Origin of the sequence: Priestia sp. BR_2 (genome assembly GCF_041954005.1) — a bacterium.
GTDB classification, from domain to species: Bacteria; Bacillota; Bacilli; order Paenibacillales; family Paenibacillaceae; genus Paenibacillus_AQ; species Paenibacillus_AQ lautus_A.
Genome location: NZ_JAVFHM010000275.1, coordinates 18,211 through 41,355 on the forward strand (window position 1 = coordinate 18,211; position 23,145 = coordinate 41,355).

Annotated in this window: 20 protein-coding genes and 1 pseudogene; 9 read left to right on the forward strand and 12 right to left on the reverse strand. The window is 50.4% G+C overall.

From position 1 onward, the window contains the following. Window positions 1-311 precede the first annotated feature (311 nt). Together RB298_RS20805 and RB298_RS20810 are read left to right on the forward strand one after the other, a co-directional pair. Window positions 312-1,007 (forward strand): response regulator transcription factor, encoded by a 696-nt coding sequence (locus RB298_RS20805; protein WP_486048355.1) that lies wholly within the window; start codon window positions 312-314, stop codon window positions 1,005-1,007. Then, window positions 1,004-2,461 carry a sensor histidine kinase gene (locus RB298_RS20810; protein WP_486048357.1) on the forward strand — a complete coding sequence of 486 codons (1,458 nt, stop codon included), beginning with the start codon at window positions 1,004-1,006 and terminating at the stop codon, window positions 2,459-2,461. Before RB298_RS20805 ends, RB298_RS20810 begins: the two co-directional genes overlap by 4 nt. A 64-nt stretch (window positions 2,462-2,525) precedes the next feature. On the opposite strand, the gene RB298_RS20815 is transcribed toward RB298_RS20810, so the two are convergent. Then, window positions 2,526-3,482, reverse strand: coding sequence for a 3'-5' exoribonuclease YhaM family protein (locus RB298_RS20815; protein ID WP_192570946.1), 957 nt, complete (start codon window positions 3,480-3,482; stop codon window positions 2,526-2,528). A 356-nt stretch (window positions 3,483-3,838) separates the two neighbouring features. On the opposite strand from RB298_RS20815, the gene RB298_RS20820 reads away from it, so the two are divergent. Beyond that, window positions 3,839-4,735, forward strand: coding sequence for an NAD(P)-dependent oxidoreductase (locus tag RB298_RS20820; protein ID WP_096776161.1), 897 nt, complete (start codon window positions 3,839-3,841; stop codon window positions 4,733-4,735). 146 nt (window positions 4,736-4,881) lie between these two features. Here the strand turns inward: RB298_RS20820 and RB298_RS20825 are convergent, their stop codons facing one another. After that, window positions 4,882-5,802 carry an aldo/keto reductase gene (locus tag RB298_RS20825; protein WP_486048359.1) on the reverse strand — a complete coding sequence of 307 codons (921 nt, stop codon included), beginning with the start codon at window positions 5,800-5,802 and terminating at the stop codon, window positions 4,882-4,884. Between the two features lie 211 nt (window positions 5,803-6,013). Here RB298_RS20825 and mgtE point away from each other — a divergent pair, with 211 nt between their 5' ends. From mgtE to RB298_RS20840, 3 genes are all read left to right on the forward strand, one after another. Further along, a complete protein-coding gene (gene mgtE, locus RB298_RS20830) occupies window positions 6,014-7,369 on the forward strand; it encodes a magnesium transporter (protein WP_213579458.1) in 1,356 nt (451 codons plus the stop codon). A gap of 189 nt (window positions 7,370-7,558) precedes the next feature. Beyond that, complete coding sequence (locus tag RB298_RS20835) at window positions 7,559-8,155, forward strand: DUF1349 domain-containing protein (protein ID WP_486048362.1); 597 nt, start codon at window positions 7,559-7,561, stop codon at window positions 8,153-8,155. Between the two features lie 270 nt (window positions 8,156-8,425). Next, window positions 8,426-9,502 (forward strand): SDR family oxidoreductase, encoded by a 1,077-nt coding sequence (locus RB298_RS20840; RefSeq protein WP_486048364.1) that lies wholly within the window; start codon window positions 8,426-8,428, stop codon window positions 9,500-9,502. A 66-nt stretch (window positions 9,503-9,568) separates the two neighbouring features. On the opposite strand, the gene RB298_RS20845 is transcribed toward RB298_RS20840, so the two are convergent. Both RB298_RS20845 and RB298_RS20850 read right to left on the reverse strand, forming a co-directional pair. Continuing rightward, a complete protein-coding gene (locus tag RB298_RS20845) occupies window positions 9,569-9,943 on the reverse strand; it encodes a winged helix-turn-helix transcriptional regulator (RefSeq protein WP_192570941.1) in 375 nt (124 codons plus the stop codon). Window positions 9,944-9,975: 32 nt separating this feature from the next. Further along, window positions 9,976-11,325, reverse strand: coding sequence for an aminotransferase-like domain-containing protein (locus RB298_RS20850; protein WP_096776167.1), 1,350 nt, complete (start codon window positions 11,323-11,325; stop codon window positions 9,976-9,978). 167 nt (window positions 11,326-11,492) lie between these two features. Here RB298_RS20850 and RB298_RS20855 point away from each other — a divergent pair, with 167 nt between their 5' ends. After that, on the forward strand, window positions 11,493-12,476 hold the full coding sequence (locus tag RB298_RS20855) for a glycoside hydrolase family 43 protein (RefSeq protein WP_486048367.1): 984 nt from the start codon (window positions 11,493-11,495) through the stop codon (window positions 12,474-12,476). Window positions 12,477-12,575: 99 nt separating this feature from the next. Here RB298_RS20855 and RB298_RS20860 read toward each other — a convergent pair whose 3' ends face one another. The 4 genes from RB298_RS20860 to RB298_RS20875 form a co-directional block, all read right to left on the reverse strand. Continuing rightward, on the reverse strand, window positions 12,576-13,214 hold the full coding sequence (locus RB298_RS20860) for an SdpI family protein (protein ID WP_096776169.1): 639 nt from the start codon (window positions 13,212-13,214) through the stop codon (window positions 12,576-12,578). After that, window positions 13,198-13,482, reverse strand: coding sequence for an autorepressor SdpR family transcription factor (locus tag RB298_RS20865; RefSeq protein ID WP_096776170.1), 285 nt, complete (start codon window positions 13,480-13,482; stop codon window positions 13,198-13,200). Before RB298_RS20865 ends, RB298_RS20860 begins: the two co-directional genes overlap by 17 nt. A 227-nt stretch (window positions 13,483-13,709) precedes the next feature. Further along, window positions 13,710-14,219, reverse strand: a complete 510-nt coding sequence (locus RB298_RS20870; protein ID WP_486048370.1) for a GNAT family N-acetyltransferase — start codon at window positions 14,217-14,219, stop codon at window positions 13,710-13,712. 84 nt (window positions 14,220-14,303) lie between these two features. Then, window positions 14,304-14,885 carry a TetR/AcrR family transcriptional regulator gene (locus RB298_RS20875; protein ID WP_486048372.1) on the reverse strand — a complete coding sequence of 194 codons (582 nt, stop codon included), beginning with the start codon at window positions 14,883-14,885 and terminating at the stop codon, window positions 14,304-14,306. A 382-nt stretch (window positions 14,886-15,267) separates the two neighbouring features. On the opposite strand from RB298_RS20875, the gene RB298_RS20880 reads away from it, so the two are divergent. Then, window positions 15,268-16,431 (forward strand): MFS transporter, encoded by a 1,164-nt coding sequence (locus tag RB298_RS20880; protein ID WP_486048454.1) that lies wholly within the window; start codon window positions 15,268-15,270, stop codon window positions 16,429-16,431. Window positions 16,432-16,625: 194 nt separating this feature from the next. Here RB298_RS20880 and RB298_RS20885 read toward each other — a convergent pair whose 3' ends face one another. The 4 genes from RB298_RS20885 to RB298_RS20900 all read right to left on the reverse strand — a co-directional run bounded on the left by RB298_RS20885 (window position 16,626) and on the right by RB298_RS20900 (window position 21,338). Next, window positions 16,626-18,107 (reverse strand): stalk domain-containing protein, encoded by a 1,482-nt coding sequence (locus RB298_RS20885; protein WP_486048374.1) that lies wholly within the window; start codon window positions 18,105-18,107, stop codon window positions 16,626-16,628. 123 nt (window positions 18,108-18,230) lie between these two features. Beyond that, entirely contained in the window at window positions 18,231-19,532 is a 1,302-nt protein-coding gene (locus tag RB298_RS20890) for a DUF1963 domain-containing protein (RefSeq protein ID WP_486048376.1), read from the reverse strand. Window positions 19,533-19,957: 425 nt separating this feature from the next. Continuing rightward, window positions 19,958-20,812 carry an NAD-dependent epimerase/dehydratase family protein gene (locus RB298_RS20895; RefSeq protein ID WP_486048378.1) on the reverse strand — a complete coding sequence of 285 codons (855 nt, stop codon included), beginning with the start codon at window positions 20,810-20,812 and terminating at the stop codon, window positions 19,958-19,960. Between the two features lie 343 nt (window positions 20,813-21,155). Then, window positions 21,156-21,338 carry a GapA-binding peptide SR1P gene (locus RB298_RS20900; protein ID WP_009591018.1) on the reverse strand — a complete coding sequence of 61 codons (183 nt, stop codon included), beginning with the start codon at window positions 21,336-21,338 and terminating at the stop codon, window positions 21,156-21,158. Between the two features lie 846 nt (window positions 21,339-22,184). On the opposite strand from RB298_RS20900, the pseudogene RB298_RS20905 reads away from it, so the two are divergent. Continuing rightward, a pseudogene (locus RB298_RS20905) lies at window positions 22,185-22,831 on the forward strand (transcriptional regulator). Window positions 22,832-23,145: the final 314 nt, after the last annotated feature.

Here is a 23,145-nt window from a genome sequence, read left to right on the forward strand (position 1 = left end):
GGTACAATCATAAAGAAAGGATAAAGAAACTCAAATTGGCCTGTAAGTATACAGCAGCTTAAGCATCACTGCGCATGCGGATCATTCTTCCGATCGCTGTTGCCCCCAGATTTCTATCTATCCATTTAAGAATGGTTGAAATCCGGGGGCAAAGGCGACCGCTGCCGCTTCTCCAGAACGATTCCGCCTGCTCCGTTGAAGTAGGGGCATATATAAACTTCAAGTAACAGGACTTTCTTTATTCTTTCTTTAGAAATGACGTGTACACTTACCAGATAGACCTTTTGAATAGCTATTTCTTGGAGGATGTAATGGATATGGCAAACGAAACGATCCTATTGGTGGATGATGAAGAAGAAATCATCTCTTTTATACAAGATTCATTGGAGCTTGAAGGCTACCGCGTACTCACGGCCGGAAGCGGACAGGAGGCGTTAATCCAGAGCAAGCAGCATCCGTCCCTGATCATACTCGATGTGATGATGCCCGAGATGGACGGCATTGAGGTCTGCAAGCAGCTAAGGGAAACGACGTTGTGCCCCATTGTGTTCCTGAGCGCCTGCCAGAGTGAAATGGACCGAATTAAAGGTCTGGCGGCAGGCGGGGATGATTATCTGCTCAAGCCCTTCAGCCTCGCGGAATTAAAAGCCCGAATCCATGCCCATCTGCGGCGGGAACAGCGAATCCACACGCAAAAAGAACAGGGCATCCTGCGGTTCCAAGCCCTCACGATCGATTGCAGGGGGCATGCCGTTAGCTGCAACGGGCACAACCTCACGCTTACGAATAAGGAGTTTCAGATCGTAGAACTGCTGGCGATGCATCAGGGACAGGTCTTTTCCAGGGAGCAGATGTACGAGAAGTTATGGGGTTTGGACGCCGATGGGGACGACTCTACCATCACCGAGCATATCAAGAAAATCCGGGCCAAGCTGGCCGCCCACGCACAGAACCGCAGCTTTATTCAAACCGTCTGGGGCATCGGCTACAAGTGGGATCCCCAATGACGAAACAGCGTTCCATCAAAAATACGTTCGCCCGCCATTTCGTCTCGATTCTGGTCTGCAGCTTGCTGGCTACGCTTGTGACCTGGGGACTGCTCGTGATGCTGCTGGGTTACTTGTTCAACCATGACATCGCGCTCCCGGCAAATCATTACGAGGCGCAAATCCCCGTGATTACGGAATACGCCCAGAGCCGGGGCGACTCCATCATGAGCACGGAGGGGCAAGCCGAGCTGGAAAAGGTGATTCCCTCACAGGGCATGTCCTACCTGGTCGTGTCCCTTACCGGCAAACCCTTATACGGGGATCTTCATATCCATGAATCGCTTAACCGGCAGAAGATCCTGGCGCGATTAAACCAGACGCGCAGCGGCATGAATGAAATCGTAGTATACAAGCCGGTTGTCTCCCGAGACGGCAATCTGATCGGGGCTCTGCTGGTTGGATACAGCCTGAAGGTAACGGCGGCCAATCCTGCGCTGAATCCCTTGGTGACCTTTGGGTTCCTTGCATTCTTCCTGACGCCATTTTTGTATATCGTTTTGTTCACCTTGGTATTCGGCAGGCGGTTCAGCCGAAAAATCAGCGCTCCGCTGCAGCAGCTTCTGCAAGGAGCCGAAATGATTAAAGAGCGTAATTTAGGCTTTAGCATGTCCGGGGCTTCGTCCATTACGGAGGTAAACCGGCTAACGAAGGCTTTTGAAGACATGCGTCAGGAGCTGGAGCATTCCATCGAGCGGGAGTGGAGAATGGAGCAAGAACGAAGCACCATGTTTGCGGCGCTCGCTCACGACCTTCGGACGCCGCTAACGATTGTTCAAGGCCATGTCGAGGGGCTGGAGCAGATGAACGGGGAGCCTGATGAAGGCAAACGGCTGCAGTACCTGCAGGTCATCAAACGGAACACAACCCGCGCTTCGAAGCTTCTTCAAGACATGAACACCATGGCGGAGATCGAGAAGGTGTCTTTTCGGCTCCAGCCGCTTCCCGTGGATATCGAAGAATTGGCGGACGAAAAAACCGGGGAATATGCCGCTTTATGCAGGGGGAAGAACATCGCCTTCCAATCGAAGGTTTACGATAACCGAACGGCCAAGACTCCGGTCATGCTCGATCCCTATCGCATCATCCAGGTTCTGGACAATCTCGTATCCAACAGCCTTCGCTACACCCCTGAAGCCGGGCGGATTCTATGGCACATCGAGATCACCGAGCAGCAGGTAGTGATGGCCGTCACGGATAACGGAACAGGCTTTGGGCAGCAGCGGCATCTGCAGCAGGTGTTTAAGCCTTTTTATCAGGGGCAGGTTCATTCCTCCAGGCAAAAAGGGCATTCCGGTCTGGGACTGTATATCGCCAAACTTCTCGTTCAGCACCATGGAGGACATATTGTAGCCGAGAACAACCCGATTCGCGGGGCAACGGTGCGGTTTACGCTGCCGATCCAGGGAACATGAGCCGTCCTACACCATAATGAAAAGGCATCCCCACAATCCAATGGATCGGGGAATGCCTTTATCGTCATACCTTCAACCGATAAATCGCTTTATTATCCAGGCCGCGGATCATTGGTGTCCACGGCTCCGTTTCAATCGTCGTATCCAGGGCGTCCTCTACCATCTGCATCTTGGCATCCAGCAGATCGATATGATGCAGCGCGACGGCCTCGGCCGTTTGCGGCTGAACCGGGCTGCCCCACTCTCCGAGGTTATGATGGGAAAGCACCAAATGCTGCAAGCCCAAAACTACTTCGGATTCAAGCGCGATGCCGTTCTCGATCGCCGCCTCCACGATCCAGTTGGACGCCAGGGCGATATGCCCTATCAGCTTGCCCTGGTTGCTGTAATCCGTTACGATGCCCATCTGTGCGATCATCTCTTCCGGCTTCGCGATATCATGCAGGATAATGCCCGCCCTGATCAAATCCGGATTCAGAAACGGCCGCTGCTTGCAGATGAAATCGCCAATCTCCAGCATGCGGACGATATGGTAAGCCAGCCCGGCGTAATAGGCATGATGATAGGTTTTGGCAGCCGGATAATGCATCAGCTTCTCTTCCACCTTCGACACGCAATACTGTACGATGCTTCGCACCTGCGGCTCCGTAATCTCGTTCATCGTAAGTTTGATCGTATGTAACAGATCCACGGGGCGAATGGGCGCAGCCCTCACAAAATCCGTTAACGAGACGCCATCCGCATCGGTGGCCTTGCGGATACGGCTGATCTTGACTTGAGGCTGGTCCCTGTAGCTCAGTACGGTTCCCTGGATTTTGACCAATTGCATCGGCAGGAACGTTTCTTTATCCTGTATGGTCACATCCCAGTACTTGGCCGATATTTGACCGCTGGCATCCGCGAGAACAATATCGAAATAGTCTTTCGGCGGCGTGCCGTTGGTCTGTCTCATATTCAATTCTTTTAACAAATAAAAACCGACAAAATCATCTTGTATGCTGAGTTTATTAATAGGTTTCATCTGTTCCTCCCCAAAAAATCCCGTTAGGTTTACTATAACAAAGTCCCGTACAGTGAGTCTATTACCCTGTAATAGCTCTGCAGCATCGTCGAGTCTTGCATGGGCAAACTCCAATTAAGTACAAAAGTCGCTTAACAAGGCATCTTTGGTTAGAAACGTCAGCACTGTCCATGGCATCAGCCATGTCTTTGCCGTCGTGAAGCAAATAAAAGCTTTCAGCCACATGCAGACAGGATTCATCCAGATCTGGCCTTGCATAATTGATAATGATTCTCATCAACAAAGATCTTGACTTTGACACTAGTGTCATCGTTTAGCATTTGGTCAGACTTATTTGAAAGGAGCTATAATTCAATATGAGAAACAGTAATCCAAGTAGTAACTCCGTGACGATCATAGGCCTGGGACCGATGGGCCAAGCGATGGCACGCACTTATCTGAGCCATGGTCATGAGGTCACTTTGTGGAATCGTACGGCCGGCAAAGCTGATGAGCTTGTCGAACGGGGTGCGGTCAGAGCCGTCACTATTAAGGAAGCACTGAACGCTAATGAGTTAGTAATTCTAAGCCTTACCGACTACGATGCGATGTACGCCATCCTGGAAAATGCCGCGGACATACTCGCGGGTAAAGTCTTCGTCAATCTTAGCTCGGATACCCCGGAGAACGCCAGGAAAGCAGCCAAATGGCTGGCGGGCCACGGTGCCATGCACCTTACCGGCGGTGTGCAGGTTCCTCCTTCGGGTATCGGCAAACCGGAGTCGTTCACTTTTTACAGTGGTCCCATCGAAGTTTTCGAGGCACATAAAGAAGTGCTTGAAGTGCTGACAAGTACGGATTACCGGGGTGAAGATCCAGGACTCGCCGCGCTTTATTATCAGATCGGAATGGATATGTTCTGGACAGGGATGCTCAGTTATCTTCACGCTGTTGCAGTCGGCCAAGCAAACGGCATCACGGCGGAGCAATTGAAGCCCCATGCGATCAGCACCATGTCTTCGCTGCCGGAATTCATTGAATTCTATACGCCGCGCATCGATGCAGGAGAATATCCGGGGGACGTGGATCGGCTCGCTATGGGTGCTGCCAGCGTTGAGCACATCGTTCATACCACACATGACGCAGGGGTGGACGCTTCATTGCCTGAGGCGGTTCTGCAGATCTTCAAGCGGGGGATGGCGAACGGCCGTGAAGGGGACAGCTTTACCAGCCTGATTGAAACGTTCAGGAAGAGCGCGGCATCCACGCATTGAACTTACCCTGCCCTAATCGAGCGATCATTACTTTCCGGTTATGCCTGTTTGGAGAAGATTTAGAATAGAATTCTTCCAATACCTATGGAGGACACAAGAAAAAGCACCTGTATAGGTGCTTTTTCGATCCTCGCCCTATTGGCGGCTTATTTGTTCCAGGCTCCCGGATGGTCGTCCTGCACCAAATCCAGCTCCACGGCCTTCGCGTTCATCTCCACCTGTTCCACGCTCTTGCAGCCGGGAATGACGCAGCTGACGGCCGGATGCTTCAAGCACCAGGCCAAGGCCCACTCGGCCATATTCACGCCCTCCGGCACTTCATTCTGCTTGATCTCCTCCACAAGCTTCAGCTTGGCGTCGATCTCATCCTGGTCACGGTTCTTGCGCACATTGTCGCTGAACACCGTGCCAGGCTTGTATTTTCCGCTTAAGTAGCCGCTCGCAAGCGGAACTCGCGCCAATACGCCAAGATCCTGCTTCAAACATGAAGGGAGAACCTCTTCCTCCGGCGCCTGATCGAGACGGTTATACACGACCTGGATGGCTTTGGCATTCACCTCCGCCGCCTTGTCGGTTTGATAGATATTTCTGTTGCTTCCGATGGATATGCCCAGATTGCGGATGGTTCCCGCTTGGACCTGCTTGTCCAGCATCGTCCACATCTCATCATTGTTGAACACTTCATCCGAGCCGGAATGGAATTGATACAGGTCGATATAATCGGTACGAAGCGCTTTAAGTGATTCCTCCAGCTGAATTCGGATCTGCTTCGCATCCCAAGCATTCTCCCATTGCTCATGCCATCGATGGCCAAACTTGGAGGCAATGACCCAATCCTCGCGGCGGTCGCGCGCCAAGAAATCACCGATGAAATTCTCGGACATATGATGAGGCCCGTAACATTCGGCTGTATCCAGCAAATTAATGCCCAGCTCCTTGGCATGCGTCAAGATGGCATCGACTTCCTTTTGGTTGAAATCCTTCCCCCAATCACCGCCAAACTGCCAGGTTCCCACACCGACTACCGATACTTTCAAATTGGTTTTCCCGAGACGTCTGTATTTCATATACTCACCCCTACTCATGAATTTGTGCGCCTATATCTTATTGTAAAATGCAAGCGTTTGCAACTCTTGCCGAGGATTCTTTTTTCGTTCGCCAATCCTTTTTTCATGCACTTGCCGTATCCATGCTGTTTAACAACAAGTCGTTATGGTGAACCCTATAATACGTACATTTCGTTATCATGGGACGGAACAAGAAAGGAGGAGTCATGGCGTGAATTCCCGGACACTTGAGCAGTGGATGCCGGACATTACAGAGAGTCTAAAGGCAAAGACGTCAAATGATTTTCAGCGCATCATCGACGAATTTCTCCCTTATGACCTGGCAAAAATACATAGCCACCTGAGCGACACGGAACAAACCCGCTTTCTTCAGTTTCTGAACGAGGAACAACTGGCCGACATGATTCAGGAAATGGAGCATGACCGGCAAATCGAAGTTCTGGGCAGGCTGGGCAAAGAGAGAACGGCCATCATCCTGGACTTGATGGATAACGACGACCTCGCCATTCTGCTGGACGAGCTGTCACCCGAGCAGAAGGACGAATTTCTCAAGGGAATGCGGGACGAGGAATCCCAATTTGTCCTGAACCTGATGAAATACCCGCCGGAAACCGCCGGCCGAATCATGACGAACCGTTATGTGTGGATTCCGCAGCATTACACCGTCTCAGAGGTGGTCCAGAAGCTGAAAACCTACGTCTCCATTTCGGAAACCATCAACTATCTGTACGTCATTGATCATGACAAGAAGCTGATGGGCGTGGTGTCTTACCGGGGACTCATCTTGGCCGAGCCGGAGGAATATATCGTGGACATCATGCACAGTCGGGTGCTGTCCGTGCCCGTGGATGCCGATCAGGAGGAAGTTGCGCACATAATCCAAAAATACGATTTGGTTGCCATTCCCGTCGTTGAGCAGGACAACCGTCTTGTTGGGATCATTACGGTTGACGATATCCTGGACGTCGTCATTAAGGAAGCCGATGAGGACATTCGGAAAATGAACGCCACCGGAGGCAAAACCATCGACTTCAACACCAAAGCAACCGTTGCCGCCTATCGAAGATTGCCGTGGTTGATCCTGCTCTTATTCATCGGGCTGATCTCGGGAACGATCATTTCCCGATTTGAAGAGACGCTGGCGCAGGTTGTGGCGCTGGCCTTCTTCATGCCCATGATTGCAGGAATGACCGGAAATACCGGAACGCAGTCGCTTGCTGTCATCGTAAGAGGTTTGACCACCAAAGAAATGACCAAATCGCTGGTGTTTCGGCTGTTAGCCAGGGAACTGAAGGTCGGGCTGATGATCGGGGTGACGTGCGGCATTCTGATTTCCCTGATCGCATACTTCTGGCAGGGCAACCTCTACTTGGGGTTTGTGGTCGGAAGCTCGTTGATTGCCACGCTGATCGTGGGCACGATGGCCGGCACCGTCATCCCCCTCATTCTGTTCAAATTCAAGATCGATCCGGCTGTGGCTTCCGGTCCGCTCATTACAACCATTAACGATATTCTCTCGCTTGTTATCTACTTTGGCATCGCTACCCTGTTTCTTACCTATATCTGACCGAGCACTTGGGATTAACCATCCCTCTCGATAAAAAGGCTTCCGGGTAATTACCGGAAGTCTTTTTTGGGATCCGCCAGTTTAAGGATATCTTGATCTCAAATCGTCTGGATCTTATGGGATAATGAGGAAAAAGTTTGCAATGGATGCTATCCGGGTTATCATATACGTAAAAGAGGAGAAATGGCGATGGGTAAAAATTTATTTCATCCTGAAGCAAGAGAGAAACTAATGTGGCTTAATGAACCTGGACATTGGGAGTTTACGACAGATGACGGGCTCATCATGGATGCTCCATCGAAAGCTGATTTTTTCAAAGACCCTGCAGGAAAACATATTGCTCATTCTGCACCCTATCTTCATCTTCAGGTTGATTCAACATTCCAGCTATTAACGCAGCTTCAGGTAGACATGCATCATTTATATGATTCCGGGTGCTTGATGTTGATGGCAGACGAGAACAATTGGGCCAAGCTATGTTATGAATTCAATGGTGAACATGCAACCATCGTGTCCGTCGTTACTCGGAACGGTGTTTCGGATGACTGTAATTCTGAGCGTGTATTCGTCAGCAATCCTTATTTGAAAATGACGAAGAAAGACAAAACGATTTCCTTTTACTACTCATCCGATGGTGAAGTTTGGAAATTGATTCGATACTTCGGAATGGATGCCCCGATTCCTTTTACTGCAGGTGTGGTCGCTCAATCACCGATGGGAGCAGGCTGTCGAGTCCAATTTCTGTCTTTGCTATTATCAGAATCCGATGAGGAAAGCAGGTTTTAGAAGTTAGCTCATGAGCTGCTTCTTTTTTGGTTTACGGACGCAAATCGTGCCCTACACTTAGCAGCATTACACGGCTATTGATAAGGATACACGTTGCAAGTTCTTGTCCTCAATAAATGCAGTTCAAATATTTCCTTGGTTAAAAGGGCTGGTACTGCTTAAACGTTACCAAAAAGTAATTACATCACTTCAAAGTGCGTACTTCTCAAGCCGAACCCTAACGTGCAAAATGACATTAATCAAGAACATGACGTTAGGAGATGAACTTATATGAATACAGATCAACGTTCACATCATTCGCAAAAAACGGCCTTGGTTGTAGGGGCCAACGGGGTGATCGGCCGCAACCTCATCGAGTACCTTGCGACGCTTCAAGGCTGGGATATCATCGGCGTATCGCGCCGAGGCGGGGAATCCACGAGCCGCGTACGTTATATCTCCGCGGACCTGCTTGATCGGGAGGATACGATCGCCAAATTAAGCTCCTTGACCGAAGTGACGCATATCTTCTACGCAGCCTATCAGGACCGGCCAACATGGGCCGAACTCGTCGCGCCGAATCTGGCCATGCTCGTTCATGTCGTGGAGGCCATCGAGCCCATTGCCGACAATCTGCAGCATGTCAGCCTGATGCAGGGCTATAAGGTATACGGCGCGCATCTCGGTCCGTTCAAGACGCCGGCCCGGGAAACGGATGCGAATCATATGCCGCCGGAGTTCAATGTGGATCAGCAGAACTTCCTGGAGGTACGGCAGCAAGGCAAAGCCTGGACCTGGTCCGCGCTGCGCCCCTCCGTTGTCAGCGGATTCGCCCTTGGAAACCCGATGAATCTGGCGATGGTCATTGCCGTCTATGCCTCGATCTCGAAAGAGCTCGGCATTCCTCTGCGTTTTCCAGGTAAGCCGGGAGCCTATCACAGCCTGCTGGAGATGACCGATGCCGATCTGCTCGCGAAGGCGACCGTTTGGGCGGCGACCGATCAACGCTGCGCCAATCAAGCCTTCAATATTACGAACGGGGACCTGTTCCGCTGGAACGAATTGTGGCCGAAGATCGCATCGTATTTTGAGATGGAAACCGCACCGCCCCTGCAGATGAATCTGGAAACGGTCATGGCGGATAAAGAGCCGGTTTGGAATCGCATGATTGAGAAGCATGGGCTTGCGAAGCACGATTATGAAGAGCTTTCATCCTGGAAGTTCGGTGATTTCGTGTTCTCCTGGGATTATGATTTCTTTGCAGACGGCTCGAAGGCCCGCCGCTTCGGGTTTCATGAGTATGTCGATACGGAGGCCATGTTCATGGACATCTTTGACGAGCTCCGGCGGCGTAAAGTCATTCCATAAGCGAACGCGCAACCTGCATGACGAAGAGCCGACTATAAGAGGAATAGCCGGCTCTTCTCCTGCAGGTTAATGCGTTTCTTCAAGCGCAGGCTTTTCCAGCACGATTGCGGACTCGCCGTATTTTCGCTCGATATGCGCATCTCCCCATCGGCACATCAGATGAAGAATCTCCTTCAGGCTCCAGCCATACTCGCTCAGTTCATACTCCACCTTGGGTGGAACCTGATTGTACGTTTTGCGTACTATAACGCCTTCCTCTTCCAGCTCCCGCAAATGCTGTGTCAGCATTTTCTGGGTGATCTGGGGAATCAGGCTTAAAAATTCGCTATTTCGCCTTTTGCCGAAAGTAAGATGAAAGAGAATGACCGGTTTCCACTTTCCGCCAATGACCTCCAGCGTAGCTTCGACCGCCGTGTTGTACACTTTTTCTTTAGACTCCATGCAAGCCTCGCTCCTTCGTTACACATATGGCATTACCACAGATTTCCGATCTCCCGCTTTACTTCTTCCACTATAACACGAACACCTTCCTCGATCTGATCCAATCGCGCTCTGGAAATGCTGATACGTATAAACTTCTCGCGCATCAGGTAGTCGGACAGATAAAACAGCTTGCCGGACACCACATGAACGTTCCGTTCCTTCAGCCGCCTGATCAACCGCTCCAGGTTCACGGTCTGGGGCAGCTTAAACAGCTGATATATACCGCCGTCGCCGGGCACGGCTTCAATGAACCCGGTCCCCTCGATCCGCTGCACCGCAGCGTTCAAAGCTTGCATTCGGGTTTCGTACTGGCTGTAAATTTTCTGTTTATGCCGCTCGTACATCCCGTTGCTGATATAAATTTCGAGTGCCGCTTGGGAAAGCAGCGACGTATCCCCGTAACTTTTGTAGGCATGGAACGTTTCGAGCAAACGTTCCGGCAGGACGACGGCCCCTAATCGCAGTCCGGGAAAAACGATCTTCGAAAAGCTCTTCAGATACACCACGTGCGAGGATCTGTTGTACGCATAGATTGGATCGTATCCCCGTTCTTCGCCTAAATCGGCCATATAGTCGTCTTCCACAATATAAACGCGATATCGGGTCGCCAGGTTTGCAATGGCCTTCCTCTGCTCGGCGCCATAGGAAGTGCCCAGCGGATTATGATATCTCGGCATCGTATAGAAAAATTTAATGCGTCCGGTTCGGAATTGCTCCTCCAAAGCCTGCAGGTCGATGCCAGCTGCCGTGCGCGCGATTCCGATAACGGGGAACCCCTCGCTCTCCAGAAACTTCAGGTAGTTATTGTAGCTGGGCTGTTCCACCAGAATGATGGACTTTCCGCCAGGGAACGGCATTTTCGCCAAGATCTCGAGCGCCTGCTGAGCGCCTGCCGTGACCACGGTTCTCTCGGCGGTAGTGAACACCTGATTTCCGGCCAGGTGAGAGACCAGGGTATGGCGAAGCTTCTCCATCCCTTGCGTATCGCCATACGTAAACAGCTCATATTTATAGGTATCAATCGCCTTGTTCAGGCAATGTTGAAAATCCAAATACGGGAATACATTCACGTCCGGGGAGGCCGAAGAAAAATCGATCATCGCATGAACGCTCCCGTCCTCCTCCGATTTCGGACGGTCAACCACATAATACCCGCTTTGGGATACGGAATAAATCGCATGCCGTTTCTCCAGCTCGGCGTATGCCCGCAGTACGGTGCTGATGCTGCATCCGTACATGGCTGCCGCACGCCGCACGGAAGGCAGCTTCTGCCCCGGACGATACTGTCCTTCCGAAATTTTGGTTTCCAGCTCCGAGAGAATGGACAAGTATTTTTGCATCATGCACCTCCTGTCTTTTCTATGCTTGATTATATCCGACTCCCCTTTATCCCAAAAGATCTAATATTTTTAGGTGAAAAACCTAATTTTATTAGGTTTTTTGAGTGGAAAACGTCTGATAAAATATATACAAGCGCTTACAATGCAAGAATCGAGGAGGACATGTGATGACCAAGCCCGTAAAGCCTAACGAACCGATCGTAACCCATATCTATACCGCAGACCCTTCCGCCCACGTATTCGAGGGCAAAATTTATATTTATCCATCCCACGACCTGGATCACGAGAACACGTCCAATGATAACGGCGACCAATATGACATGGAGGACTACCACGTTCTCTCGATGGAGGATGTGAATGCTCCATGCGTGGACCATGGCGAAGCCCTTCATGTGAAGGATGTTCCATGGGCGAAGAAGCAAATGTGGGCACCGGATGCTGCCTTCAAGAACGACACTTACTATTTATATTTTCCTGCCAGGGACCATGACGATATTTTTCGTCTTGGAGTAGCTACAAGCTCTTCGCCTTCCGGTCCATTCAAGCCGGAGCCCCATTACATTCCGGGCAGCTACAGCATCGATCCTGCCGTATTCGTGGACGACGATAACCGGGCCTATATTTATTTCGGCGGTCTCTGGGGCGGACAGTTGGAACAATGGCAGACCGGTTCACACATTCCGGATGCGGAGGGACCTGCAGCAGATGCGCCTGCCATCGGACCGCGGGTCGCTGAGCTGAGCGACGACATGCTTACTTTTAAGGAGTCGCCCCAAGAAATATCCATCGTGGATGAGAAGGGCAACCCGATCGTTGCGGGGGATGAAGAGCGAAGATATTTCGAGGGACCTTGGGTTCATAAATACAACGGCATCTACTATCTATCGTACTCCACCGGATCAACGCACAAAATCGTCTATGCCACGAGTGAAAGTCCGACGGGCCCCTTTGAGTTCAAGGGCACGATTCTGACACCCGTTATCGGCTGGACGACCCATCACTCCATCGTTCAGTTCCAGGACAAATGGTATCTCTTCTACCATGACAGTTCCCTGTCCGGCGGAGCAGACAACAAACGCAGCGTCAAATTTACCGAGCTGACCTACAACGAGGACGGCACCATCGAGACGATTAACCCATACGGCAAATAAGCCGTCACAAGCTATGCCGTAAAATAAACAAGCTGACCCACATTATGGAGTCAGCTTGTTGCCGTTCGCAATATTGTTCATCTGTTGCAGCCCCGTCCGTTACACGCCCTTTTTAAACAAAGAAAAAGAGTAAATCGCCGGAGCCGCCGCGATCAGAATAATGACAGGGACGATGGCGATGGCAAGGTTCACCTTCAGAAACGCCGTCAGGATCATGAACGCTCCGCCTGCCATCCACAGGTACCCGGCAAAACGATGCGTTTTATTCCAATTATCCTGGCTGTTCAGCGTCCAAGGCAGCTTGATGCCCACCGTATAGTTCTGTTTGCTCTTCGGCAAATAATTGCCGGTGATCACGAGCAGCATGCCCACTAGAGCCGGTGCAATCGTCTGGATCGGCAGCTCGGCCCCCATAGCCTTAAACAGCGTGATTGGCATGAGAATGAGAGACAGTGCGGGGATGAGCCATAGACCCATCGTTCTTAAAACCGGGGCAGCGTTCATTTTCTTAGGATCGTTGTTAAGCCCCACATTGACAATGACGTTAATAACCGCCGTAATCAACGGAAGCACAAACGCCGCAACCGCCTTCGGCACATAATTATCCGGATTGCCCGCCGCATTCCAGTGAACAGCCACCTGCTCAGGCAATTGGCTGTACAGCGTCATCGATAAAATAATCGGCAATAAGCATATCAGCGTTGTTAAAACCAGCATCGAGCTATTTTTTTTCCTCATCTTGTTTCCCCCCGTTAAATTGTGAAAACCACAGCATGATTTCTTCGAAGACGGACACGTTGATCTCATAATAAATATAATTTTTATATTTTGTTTCAAATATCAGTCCGGCCTTCTTCAGCTGCGACAGATGATACGAGATGGTCGCCCCGGTCATATCGAAATGCTGACCGATCTCTCCGGCTGACATTTTGCCGCGTTTGAGCATAACCAGGATGTCCCGTCTCACCGGATCAGATAACGCCTTGAATGTTTCCGGAAACCCCAATGTGCATCACCCATATTTCTATTTAGAATTTCATCTAAATACATTATGACTTATACCTGCATCCAATTGCAATACCTATTTTGAAAAAAATCTAAATAGAATGCAAAATGGGCATCCGGTCAAGCCCCATCGCCATGGTCGTAATTATTGTTTGCCTATAAACGACGAAAGCCTGCCACGGACCCGCGTTACGCGCTGATCCATAGCAGGCTTGCTCCACGGCCTGTTTATCCAAGCAGCTTCTCGAATACCGGAAAGCTTGCTGCTCTATCCGGGAAATTCACTTCTCCCCGCAGGTCATAACCTAAGCCTTGATACAGCTTAAGCGCAGCCGTATTCTTGGCATAGGTGTCCAGTCGAAGACTTCGGTAACCCCGGCGTGCGCCATACTCTTCGGAGAAAGCCACCAGCTTTCGCGCAATGCCCTGTCCGTGCGCTTCCGGATCGACGGCAAGGCGATGCATCATGAGATGCGGTCCCTCTTCCTGCTTCCAGCTAATGGTCCGGTACTGTTCATCCTGCGATTCGTCGAGGACAACGATGCCCATAATACGGCCTTCGCTCTCGGCTGCAAACAACGTTCCGTGCTGCAAATCCTCACCGATTACCTCCCGGTTCGGATATTGATCATCCCATTGATCGCTGCCTCCAGCCTGCATGACCGTAACGCAGCGTGCAATCAAAGCCATGATTTCCTGAAGGTCCTCTGTCCGCCCTGTCCGTATGTTCAAATTCATCGAAACACCTACTATTGTTTTTTAGAACAGTTTACTATGGTTGGACGGCTGCAACAACTCGTAAGCATGACCCTCGAAAGCATCCTATTTAAGCAATGTAAGAGTCACCTCTATCGTATTGTTTACGAAAGAGCGCTCCGGACGGGATTTCAACATCACGGTCAGACCAATTAAGGATACGATGAGCGCTTGCGATAAAGCTTTGGCGTCTGTGCCCTTCGCAAGCTCGCCCGATTGTATGCCCCGCTCAATGGTTTCTTGGAATATGACCGCCAGGTACATCTGATGTTCCCTTGTCAGAATTTCAAATTTCTCATCATGAGGCGCAAGCTCGACCATCGTATTGATGCAAAAACATCCGCGGCTGCGGCTTTCGGCGTATTCCTCATCCACCACATGCTCAAAAAAGGCCCGGAACGCCTCCCTGACCGATCGATGATGTTGCAGCCTGGTTCGCACCTCGGAAGCATGCCCTCTCGTGTATTTGCGCAGCGCGGTTTCGAACAGCTCTTTTTTGTCTCCAAACGCAGAGTAAATACTGGGCCGCTGAATGCCCATTCTGGAGGTCAAATCGCTTAATGAAGTAGCCTCATATCCCTTCTCCCAAAACAGCTGCATCGCGGCATCCAATACCTTCTCTTCATCAAATTCGCGGACTCGTCCCATCGTTAATTACCTCTCGTTACTTTAGATTTAAAGGAAGCTCGATGATTAGGCGGTAAGCAAACAGCTATTTTTCATTACCAATCAGTAAAATAATTTTAAGATCTACGGATGCTTTTGTCAAACACCCAATATTCGATTTTTGCATTATATCAACACTTACAACTATAATTCTAACCACTTCAATAAACGTATTGACATGAATTGTCACTATGGGATATATTTATCGATGATTTTAATATACCGATCGGTACACAAAAAAAACGAAAGGAATGGATGCATAAAAATGGAGGGAATGATGGATAAAAACGCAGCCCATAACGAAATGGGGGCAAATACGTCACAGGGAGCGCCAAATTCGTCTGAATGCGTTACTGCTGCTCCGATGACTCGTTACGTGACGTTATTGTTTGCAATTGCTTGCGGCATGTCGGTTGCTAACATCTACTTTGCACAGCCGCTGCTCGATCAGCTGTCATACGAGTTCAACATGAATTATTCCGTCATCGGCATTGTGATTACCGTCACGCAGGTCTTCTATGCATTGGGACTGCTGCTGCTCGTGCCTCTGGGAGATTTGCTGAACCAGCGCCGATTGATTATCGGTCAGATGACGATCTCCGCAGCAGCTCTGGTGATCGTTGGTACTGCTTCCTCCGGTGCGATGCTCTTCGCAGGCTTGGCTTTGGTCGGGCTGCTTGCCGTTGTGACGCAGACCATCGTGGCATTCGCCGCAACTATGGCTGCCCCTGCTGAAAGAGGGCGTGTCGTCGGTATGGTAACCAGCGGAATTGTGATCGGGATCCTTCTTGCGCGAACCTTTTCCGGAATCCTGAAGGATCTTGCAGGATGGCGCTTCGTTTATTTGGTTTCGGCTGCGTTGATGCTGCTCATGGTCTGCGCATTATATAAGGTGCTGCCAAATGCTGCGCACAAGGTAAAGACCCTTTCTTATGCTCAACTGCTGAAGTCCGTATGGATGTTGTTCCTGCAAGAACGGCTATTACGTATTCGCGCCCTGTTGGCTATGCTGATTTTTACGGCCTTCAGCATATTGTGGACCCCATTGGTACTGCCTCTTAGCTCGACGCCGCTATCCCTTTCGCACTCGGCTATCGGGGTGTTCGGCCTCGTGGGCGTCGTAGGGGCATTGGCTGCAGCAAAGGCCGGTAAGCTGGCCGATCGAGGTTATGGACAGCGAACGACAGGAATTGCATTGTTCCTGTTATTGCTGTCATGGCTGCCCATCGGCTACACGGAACGGTCGCTGTTCGCCTTGGTCATTGGCATTATTCTGTTGGACTTGGCGGTACAGGCCGTGCATGTCACGAATCAGAGCATGATTTTTGCATTGCGGCCGAAGGCGCGCAGTCGGATTGTTGGCGGCTACATGATGTTCTATTCCGTCGGAAGCGCTGCCGGTTCCATAACTTCGACCCATATTTACGCACACTTCGGCTGGCATGGGGTATGCGTGCTCGGGGCCTCCGTCAGCTCTATTGCTCTTATTTTTTGGGCTATGACCAAAGGAAATAATGGTGCCCATTGACAATAAATTCAAACTACAAAAGATCGCTTCCCTCTGTAACGGGATGGCGATCTTTTAGAATATCCACGAACAGTGCGAGCTTGCCAGCCCAGACGTCAATTATTTTCGAATCTCTAACTATCGATACGGATGAACGGGTACAGTTCCTCAGAATAACAAAAGACACGCCGTATGGGCGTGCCTTCATTCTATTCTTAAGGCGTTTTCCCCAGGATCACTTCGCCTGTGGTCTTATCCCAGGACATCGGAATGCCAAGTTTGGATGTGATCAACTCCAATGGAAACATGCTCGATTTCGCCAGGAATGGAACGCTGGCATCTTCTCGCGTCACCTTCCCGTTCACCAATACAACGGCAGGATCACTGGATTTAATGGATACGGTATTCCCGCCATAAGAGAAAGACCATACCGGAAATCGATGATTTCCATGTTTCGGATCCGGATTCGACTGTCCGCGCTTCACTCTGATCCCGAGGGCTTCAAATACGCTAGTATACGGTACATACAGCTTGCCTTTCACCACGGCGGAGGATCCGTAGAAGCTAACCGTTTGTCCGTTTACCGTCCAGGACAGAGGAGTCTGTACCATAACTGGATTCTCATCGTTCTCGTTAGCCGAGCCGCTGCCTTGATATTTCTCTTCTCCCCATGCCAGCACCTTGCCGTCCTGATTGGTTGCGTAACCGGTATATCCCTTGCTTCCCCAAAGTGCCGTTATACCTGCCAGACCTTTCACTCGAAAAGGCTTGGCCTTCGGATCGTTGTAATTCCACTGCCAGACCGTGCCGTCGTTTTTAAGCATAAATAAACGGTTGGATCCCGTTCTTATCTCTTGGATATCGTTTAATCCCTTCACCACAGCTGGTGCTTGCTGCTTCGTATTCACATTCCACCTAAGCACCGTCCCGTTCTCATGCAGCAGAAACACGTCATACCAATGCGCGGCGATTCCGGTAATGGAGGAAGCAACCAGAGGTTTAACTTCGCGAAACTCGCGTTCCAGGCGGAATCGATCGTAGAAGCTATTATATACCGTTAACATATCGACACTGCCGTCTTTACCGAGAATCAGGGCCTCATGTCCGGCGACCACGATTGTTTTTGCATTCGTGACTCCCTTGATTGGAAAGTACTTTACCGTCATCTTTAAATGATCATTCGGATCAAACGTCGGATTCCATATCGTTGCAGACCCATCCTTATGCAATGCGACAGAACCATGGTTTGAAATGGCCAAGCCGGCTACATCCTTAAGTCCTTCCAGCTTGATCAGCCCTCCCCGCTTTTGGAAAGGTAACAACGGATCCCCGTTAATATAAGGAGAGTAATAATCGCCCCAGGCCCACACGTCCCCGTTCTTGTCCAAGGCAAATGAAGAATTGTCGCCTGCCGCCACCTGAACAATATCGGTTAAACCCGCGACTTGCTTAGGCACCAATTGATGAATGCTGGTCCCGTCACCTACTTGACCTGACTTGTTATAACCCCAGGCGGTCACGGAGCCGTCGCTCCATGCCGCAACACCATGTCCGCTGCCGCCAGCCACGCTTACCGGTGTGGGGCGTGAATCACTTTTCACGGCTTCCGCTGCTCCCACGGAGCCAAGCACCGTACAATTGACTGCTAATAGGATCGTCACTAACATATAAGTTACCCTACGATTGAATTTCTTCACGGATGAGGCCTCCATTCTCAATCTATAATGGTATATAATACCATACCAAAAGATGGTAGGGAAAAAATAGTATACTCGCTGCTGATAGCTGGAAGCCGTTATTCAAACATGGCTGGATTCAGCCTATGTTTGTTGGAATAGAGTTGCCGTAACCTTGCAGTCCGCGCACAGGAACATATAATAGATGCCTTCCCCGTACTCCTCGATCTGTTCCCAATCCAGCTGCCCGATGAATGTCATGCTTCGGGAACAGCAAGGGCAGGAAGGGTAGACGGCGTCCTGGATCCAAGCCGGGTAACCGCCGATTTGCGAGACCGCCGGACCGAGCGCCCAATAGGCGGCATAATAGCTGTTCCGAGGATGGTCCGCAAGCCGAAAGGACTGCCCCGCCGACGCAAAGCTTCGCTCATCCTCCCCGGAATCAGGCACAGGTACATATTCCGGTTTAATATTAGTCTGGCTCCATTCGGATTTTCCGTGAAAATCCACATCCATGTATATCGTTTCGTAACAACTGCAGTTCACGCAGGTGCTCACACGAAGCCTCTCTCCGGACAACCCCAGGAATCGAAGCTTCGGATGGCTGATGTCCAGATCCGCCAAAATGGTCAGGCTGCTTCCGCACCATGGACAGGAAGCGGAATCCTCCTTCAAAAATTGTGCGGGCTCGGGTTCAACTGCATAGGTGCTTTCTGTTGGCACTTTTTTCGCTATGGCGTAGCTGTCATGGTAGAATAGTCGGCGCTTGCTCCCATTCTCCGTGAGCTCCCAGCCCCCCTCATGCGCATAAGCTTCAGGCGGAACATACAGCTCCTTAGCCCAAGATGGAGGATCGGACCTCCATTCTTGAAATTGGCGCACAACCTGATCATCGCCGATCCAAGCCAAGGCCAACAGCAGATGGTTGCGGTTCTCCCTGTCCTGCTCAACGAATTGAAGCATCCGGTCCCGGCCTCGGGCAGGGGCATCTTTGAACAAAATGCCGGGGTAATAGATCCCCCGCTCCAGCAGTATCGGTATGCAGGATTCAAGCGAGTAGTCCCGATAGCAGATCAGGGACACAAGAATCTCCTGGCAGGTGTCCTCATCGCCCGATTCGAGCAGTTCAAGGGCTGCATTCAGCATGCGGTCGGCGTCACCCTCAGATAAAGCGGAATATACCTCTTCTCTTTTCAGATGATAGGGAATATATCGGATTAATGGATCCCGCTTCACCGGGGCATGCATGATCTTAAGGATCTCTACCGGGTCCGTTATCCCCTCGTACAAGTCGATATCTCTCCGGTGCTGTTCTATGTAACGCTGCCGTTCTGCGCGCTCCATCTCCTGCTTGCACGGCATGCAATAACCGCCGGTTTTGGCCGCGGTTGCCGGCAATATCGTTGCCGAACATCCTTCGCTTCGGCATGGCAGCCGTTCTGTCATGCGGTCCCCTCCTTATTCTAGTAAGTCCACTCAGCTGGAGCCCGGCCTGTTTTCTCATGGCCATGAATTTCCTCTATTAACTATAGCTTTCTTTTCATTCCCATATCAACAAGGAGCTCTCTTATCTTCGGGATCTATCACCTCAAGAAAGGCGAGATCCGTTAACGTCTATGAATACGCATTATTCGACGGAAACGCATATTACCGAAAATAGCGATCCTTCATGAAAGGCATATGGCCGACCAGCCATCCAAGCACGCCCCGAACCACGCATCGTGCGCGCAGGGAGCAGTGCGCACGATGTACAAAAACCTGTTACATCAGGGAGTTGTTCATGCAGAAAAATGAACGCGAGAAAGGGGAATAGCATACTCCGAGCGTATCGACTCTTAAACGCCAGCCTGGCGGCGGACAGTTAAGCTCTTTCACCTCAGCGATTGCGCTAGCCCGGTTCGCCACGTGGGATGGAGCGGCTGCCAGCCATACTCCTTCCGGGCTTTGGCGTTGGATGCGCCGCGCTCGCCGCGCTTGCTCCCTGCTTGATAGGCTGGAGCTGGTGCTTGCAGCGCATCGGCATACACCGGCAGCCATGCCGTTCCCGCAGCAGGCTCATCGTCAACGATGTTGACCGGGCCTGACGGCCAGTCCAATGCCAGCAGAGCGGCAAGCGCCGCATCCTCGACATGGAGAAAGGACTGAACGCCATCCGTTGCCGGCAGAGCTCGACTTCGTACTTTTTCCGCCATGATTCCGTTGGCGTCGTACCACGTGTCGGGTCCGTAGAATATTCCGTACCTTAGAATGACGTGGCTCGGCATTTGGGCAACGGCATGCTCCAGCGATACGATACCGTCTATCGTCGACTTGCGAGGTGCAGGCGCTTGGACATCCAGGGGGGCGTCTTCGGTGGCGGGATGCTCTCCCGGCTCGTACGCCCAAGCAATGCTCTGGGCAATCATTCGCTTAACGCCATGGATTTGGGCGGCTTCCACCAAATGACGCGTTCCCTCTATCCGAATCCTGGCATTATCCTCCAGATTCCATTGGCTTAACGAAGTTAGCTGATGGATAATGACATCCGGCCGGATCTCCCCGATTGCGGCGATCATTCCTTCGCGGTCAAAAGCATCCGCAACGATCCCTCTTGCTCCCCAGGATTCGATCAACCCTTTACCCTGATTATTGCGGGTCATGCCTGTAACCTCATGACCGGCTTGCACCAGCTTGGGAAGCAGCTGCTGGCCGATGACTCCCGTAGAGCCTGCAACAAATATGTTCATATAAACTGACAACCTCCTGTTCGTTAGATATAAAATGAATGGAACCCTTCGAGAGTGAAAGACATTAAGGGGCCCTGGTCCTGTCGTAAATTGGAATTGCAGTTCCATCTTAGCATGATGGATAAGCATCCTTAAGGGCCACTTTTCATCGGGCAGACCGTGCCAATTCATCCCCGGCGCAGATGATCAACACGGTTATCCCGGAAGCAGCCAAATCAAGTCAAGCGCACTACAAGCTCTTTTTTGCCAAGCCGGGTGGATCCTCGCCGTATTCGCATAACACAAAAACGCACCACATAAAAGTGGCGCGTTCACTTGAGAATAATAGCCGGTTCCTGTCCATTTACTCTTCTTCTGTTACATCACGTATCGACGCATTCGTAGCGCTGCGCTGCTGCCGGCATTCCGGTTGATTGCATACGCCATAAAAGGTCGCGATTCGATTCGTATCCACCGTATCGATTAGAGCGTTGCAATGTCTGCATAGGATGACACCCATATTCACCTTTTTAACGGAATGGTTCATGCTTCACTCATCCTCTCTTGGTATCAGATTTGTGTTCAGAACTTCCCAGCCATGTGCTTCCTGCTTACCTACAGACCGAACCTCCATTTCCGCTTCTTCTCTTTGGGTTCGATTCACCTCCAATTAAGCATGTTAAATATGAATCGGTTGTAATTAATGTACACCATAAATATATAATACACAATATATATTAAAAAAATAGTTATTTTCATCATATATGACGTCATATTAAATAGACTTTCGTTCCGTGTCTCCTCAGTGTCTATCATGCCTTGTGGAGCGAAAATGTCGCAGTCATTGAGTTTTTAATCGCTTGTGCTGGTTGGGATACTTCATGAAGCTTCCCAGACAAGATCAGATAATCGGTGACGAAAGATAATTGTCGCTCAGAGCCTAATTCGGTGAATATCTCAAAGTTATTTGGGTTTTCAATTGCTAGTGCTGGTTGGATACTTCACCTCACCTCTTATACCAATGAGCTCGTACCAGAGGTACCGAAAGAAACGAGTTTCATCTGATGTCTGCTTGGAGGCTTATAGTGAAACCAATAAAAAAGCCCCATGATTTAGGCAGCATTGCATCGGCTTCTCATCAGGGGCATTTTTTCATGGTCGAAATAGACTGATGTAATTAGGATCCGAATATCGGTATCCATTCAATCATGAGAACAATACCTATTGCTAAACCCGCAAAACACAAGTTATACTACCCAACATAAGGACGTGAAGAACACGCCGCTTCTATTCAAAGTGCCCCAATGAAGGATTGGGGTTGCATTGTATGGGGCGGCTTTTTTATTTTCTAGCAAAATCGCATTCCGTCTTATACTGAGGAGGGTAACTGATCATGTCACGGTTCGATCAACAATATGAGCTCTGGATACACACGAATATCCTCAATGAAAAGAATCCCCGCAGGCTCGAAATCCTTAATAAAGGCCTAGGCCATGGCACCGTGGAGTTTCTGCGTTCCGTATGGTTTCCAGCGATCGGTCATTTCAATGACTTGCATCCGGAATGGGAAGTACGCGATTTCAGCAATGGTTATCGTTATTGGACCTAGCCTATATGCCAGGTGATGCTAGAGGAGGCATCGAAATACAAGGGTACGGGCCGCATGCCCGCGATCTGGACGTCAGAAGGTTTAAGGATTTATGCCGCCGCCATTGTTTATTGGCACTGGATGGCTGGACATTCCTTCCCATAGCCTATCCCTCCATCGTCGAAGAGCCAAAGCAGTGCCAGCAGCTCATCCTATCCTTCGTCGGCAGATTCGTTGCATCCGATGTACCTGCATCATTAAGCTGGCTGGAGGCTGAAGCTGTGCGATTTGCCCGGCGACTTCTGCGCCCGATAACCCCTTTGGAGCTTGCCGCCCATCTTAGGGTAAGCGACCGGCATACCCGACGAATATTGCACAAACTGGTGGAGCTCCGGATTCTGGACATCGCAAGCGGAGAACAACGAGTCCGTACCTACAAACTCCGCTTGTAAATGGTAGTAATGACGGGGGGATAATATTTATTGGAAGAAGAGGATCAATATTCCAATCGGGAATATGAGGACAGCAAGGAGGGGGCTTGTGATGGGTACCGGCGATATTACAGACCAGAGAAATGAATATTAGTTACACTAAGTGGACACCAGATCCGTTATTTCGAAAAAAACAGCCACTTTATCCGAACTTCCGGACACAGGATCCGCTATTTACTCTAAACACCATGATTATCAGCCATTTTCTAAGTAATAGCGGATCTGCTGTCCTCATATAACCCAAAACTCGCCATTTAAGACCAAATAGCGGAACC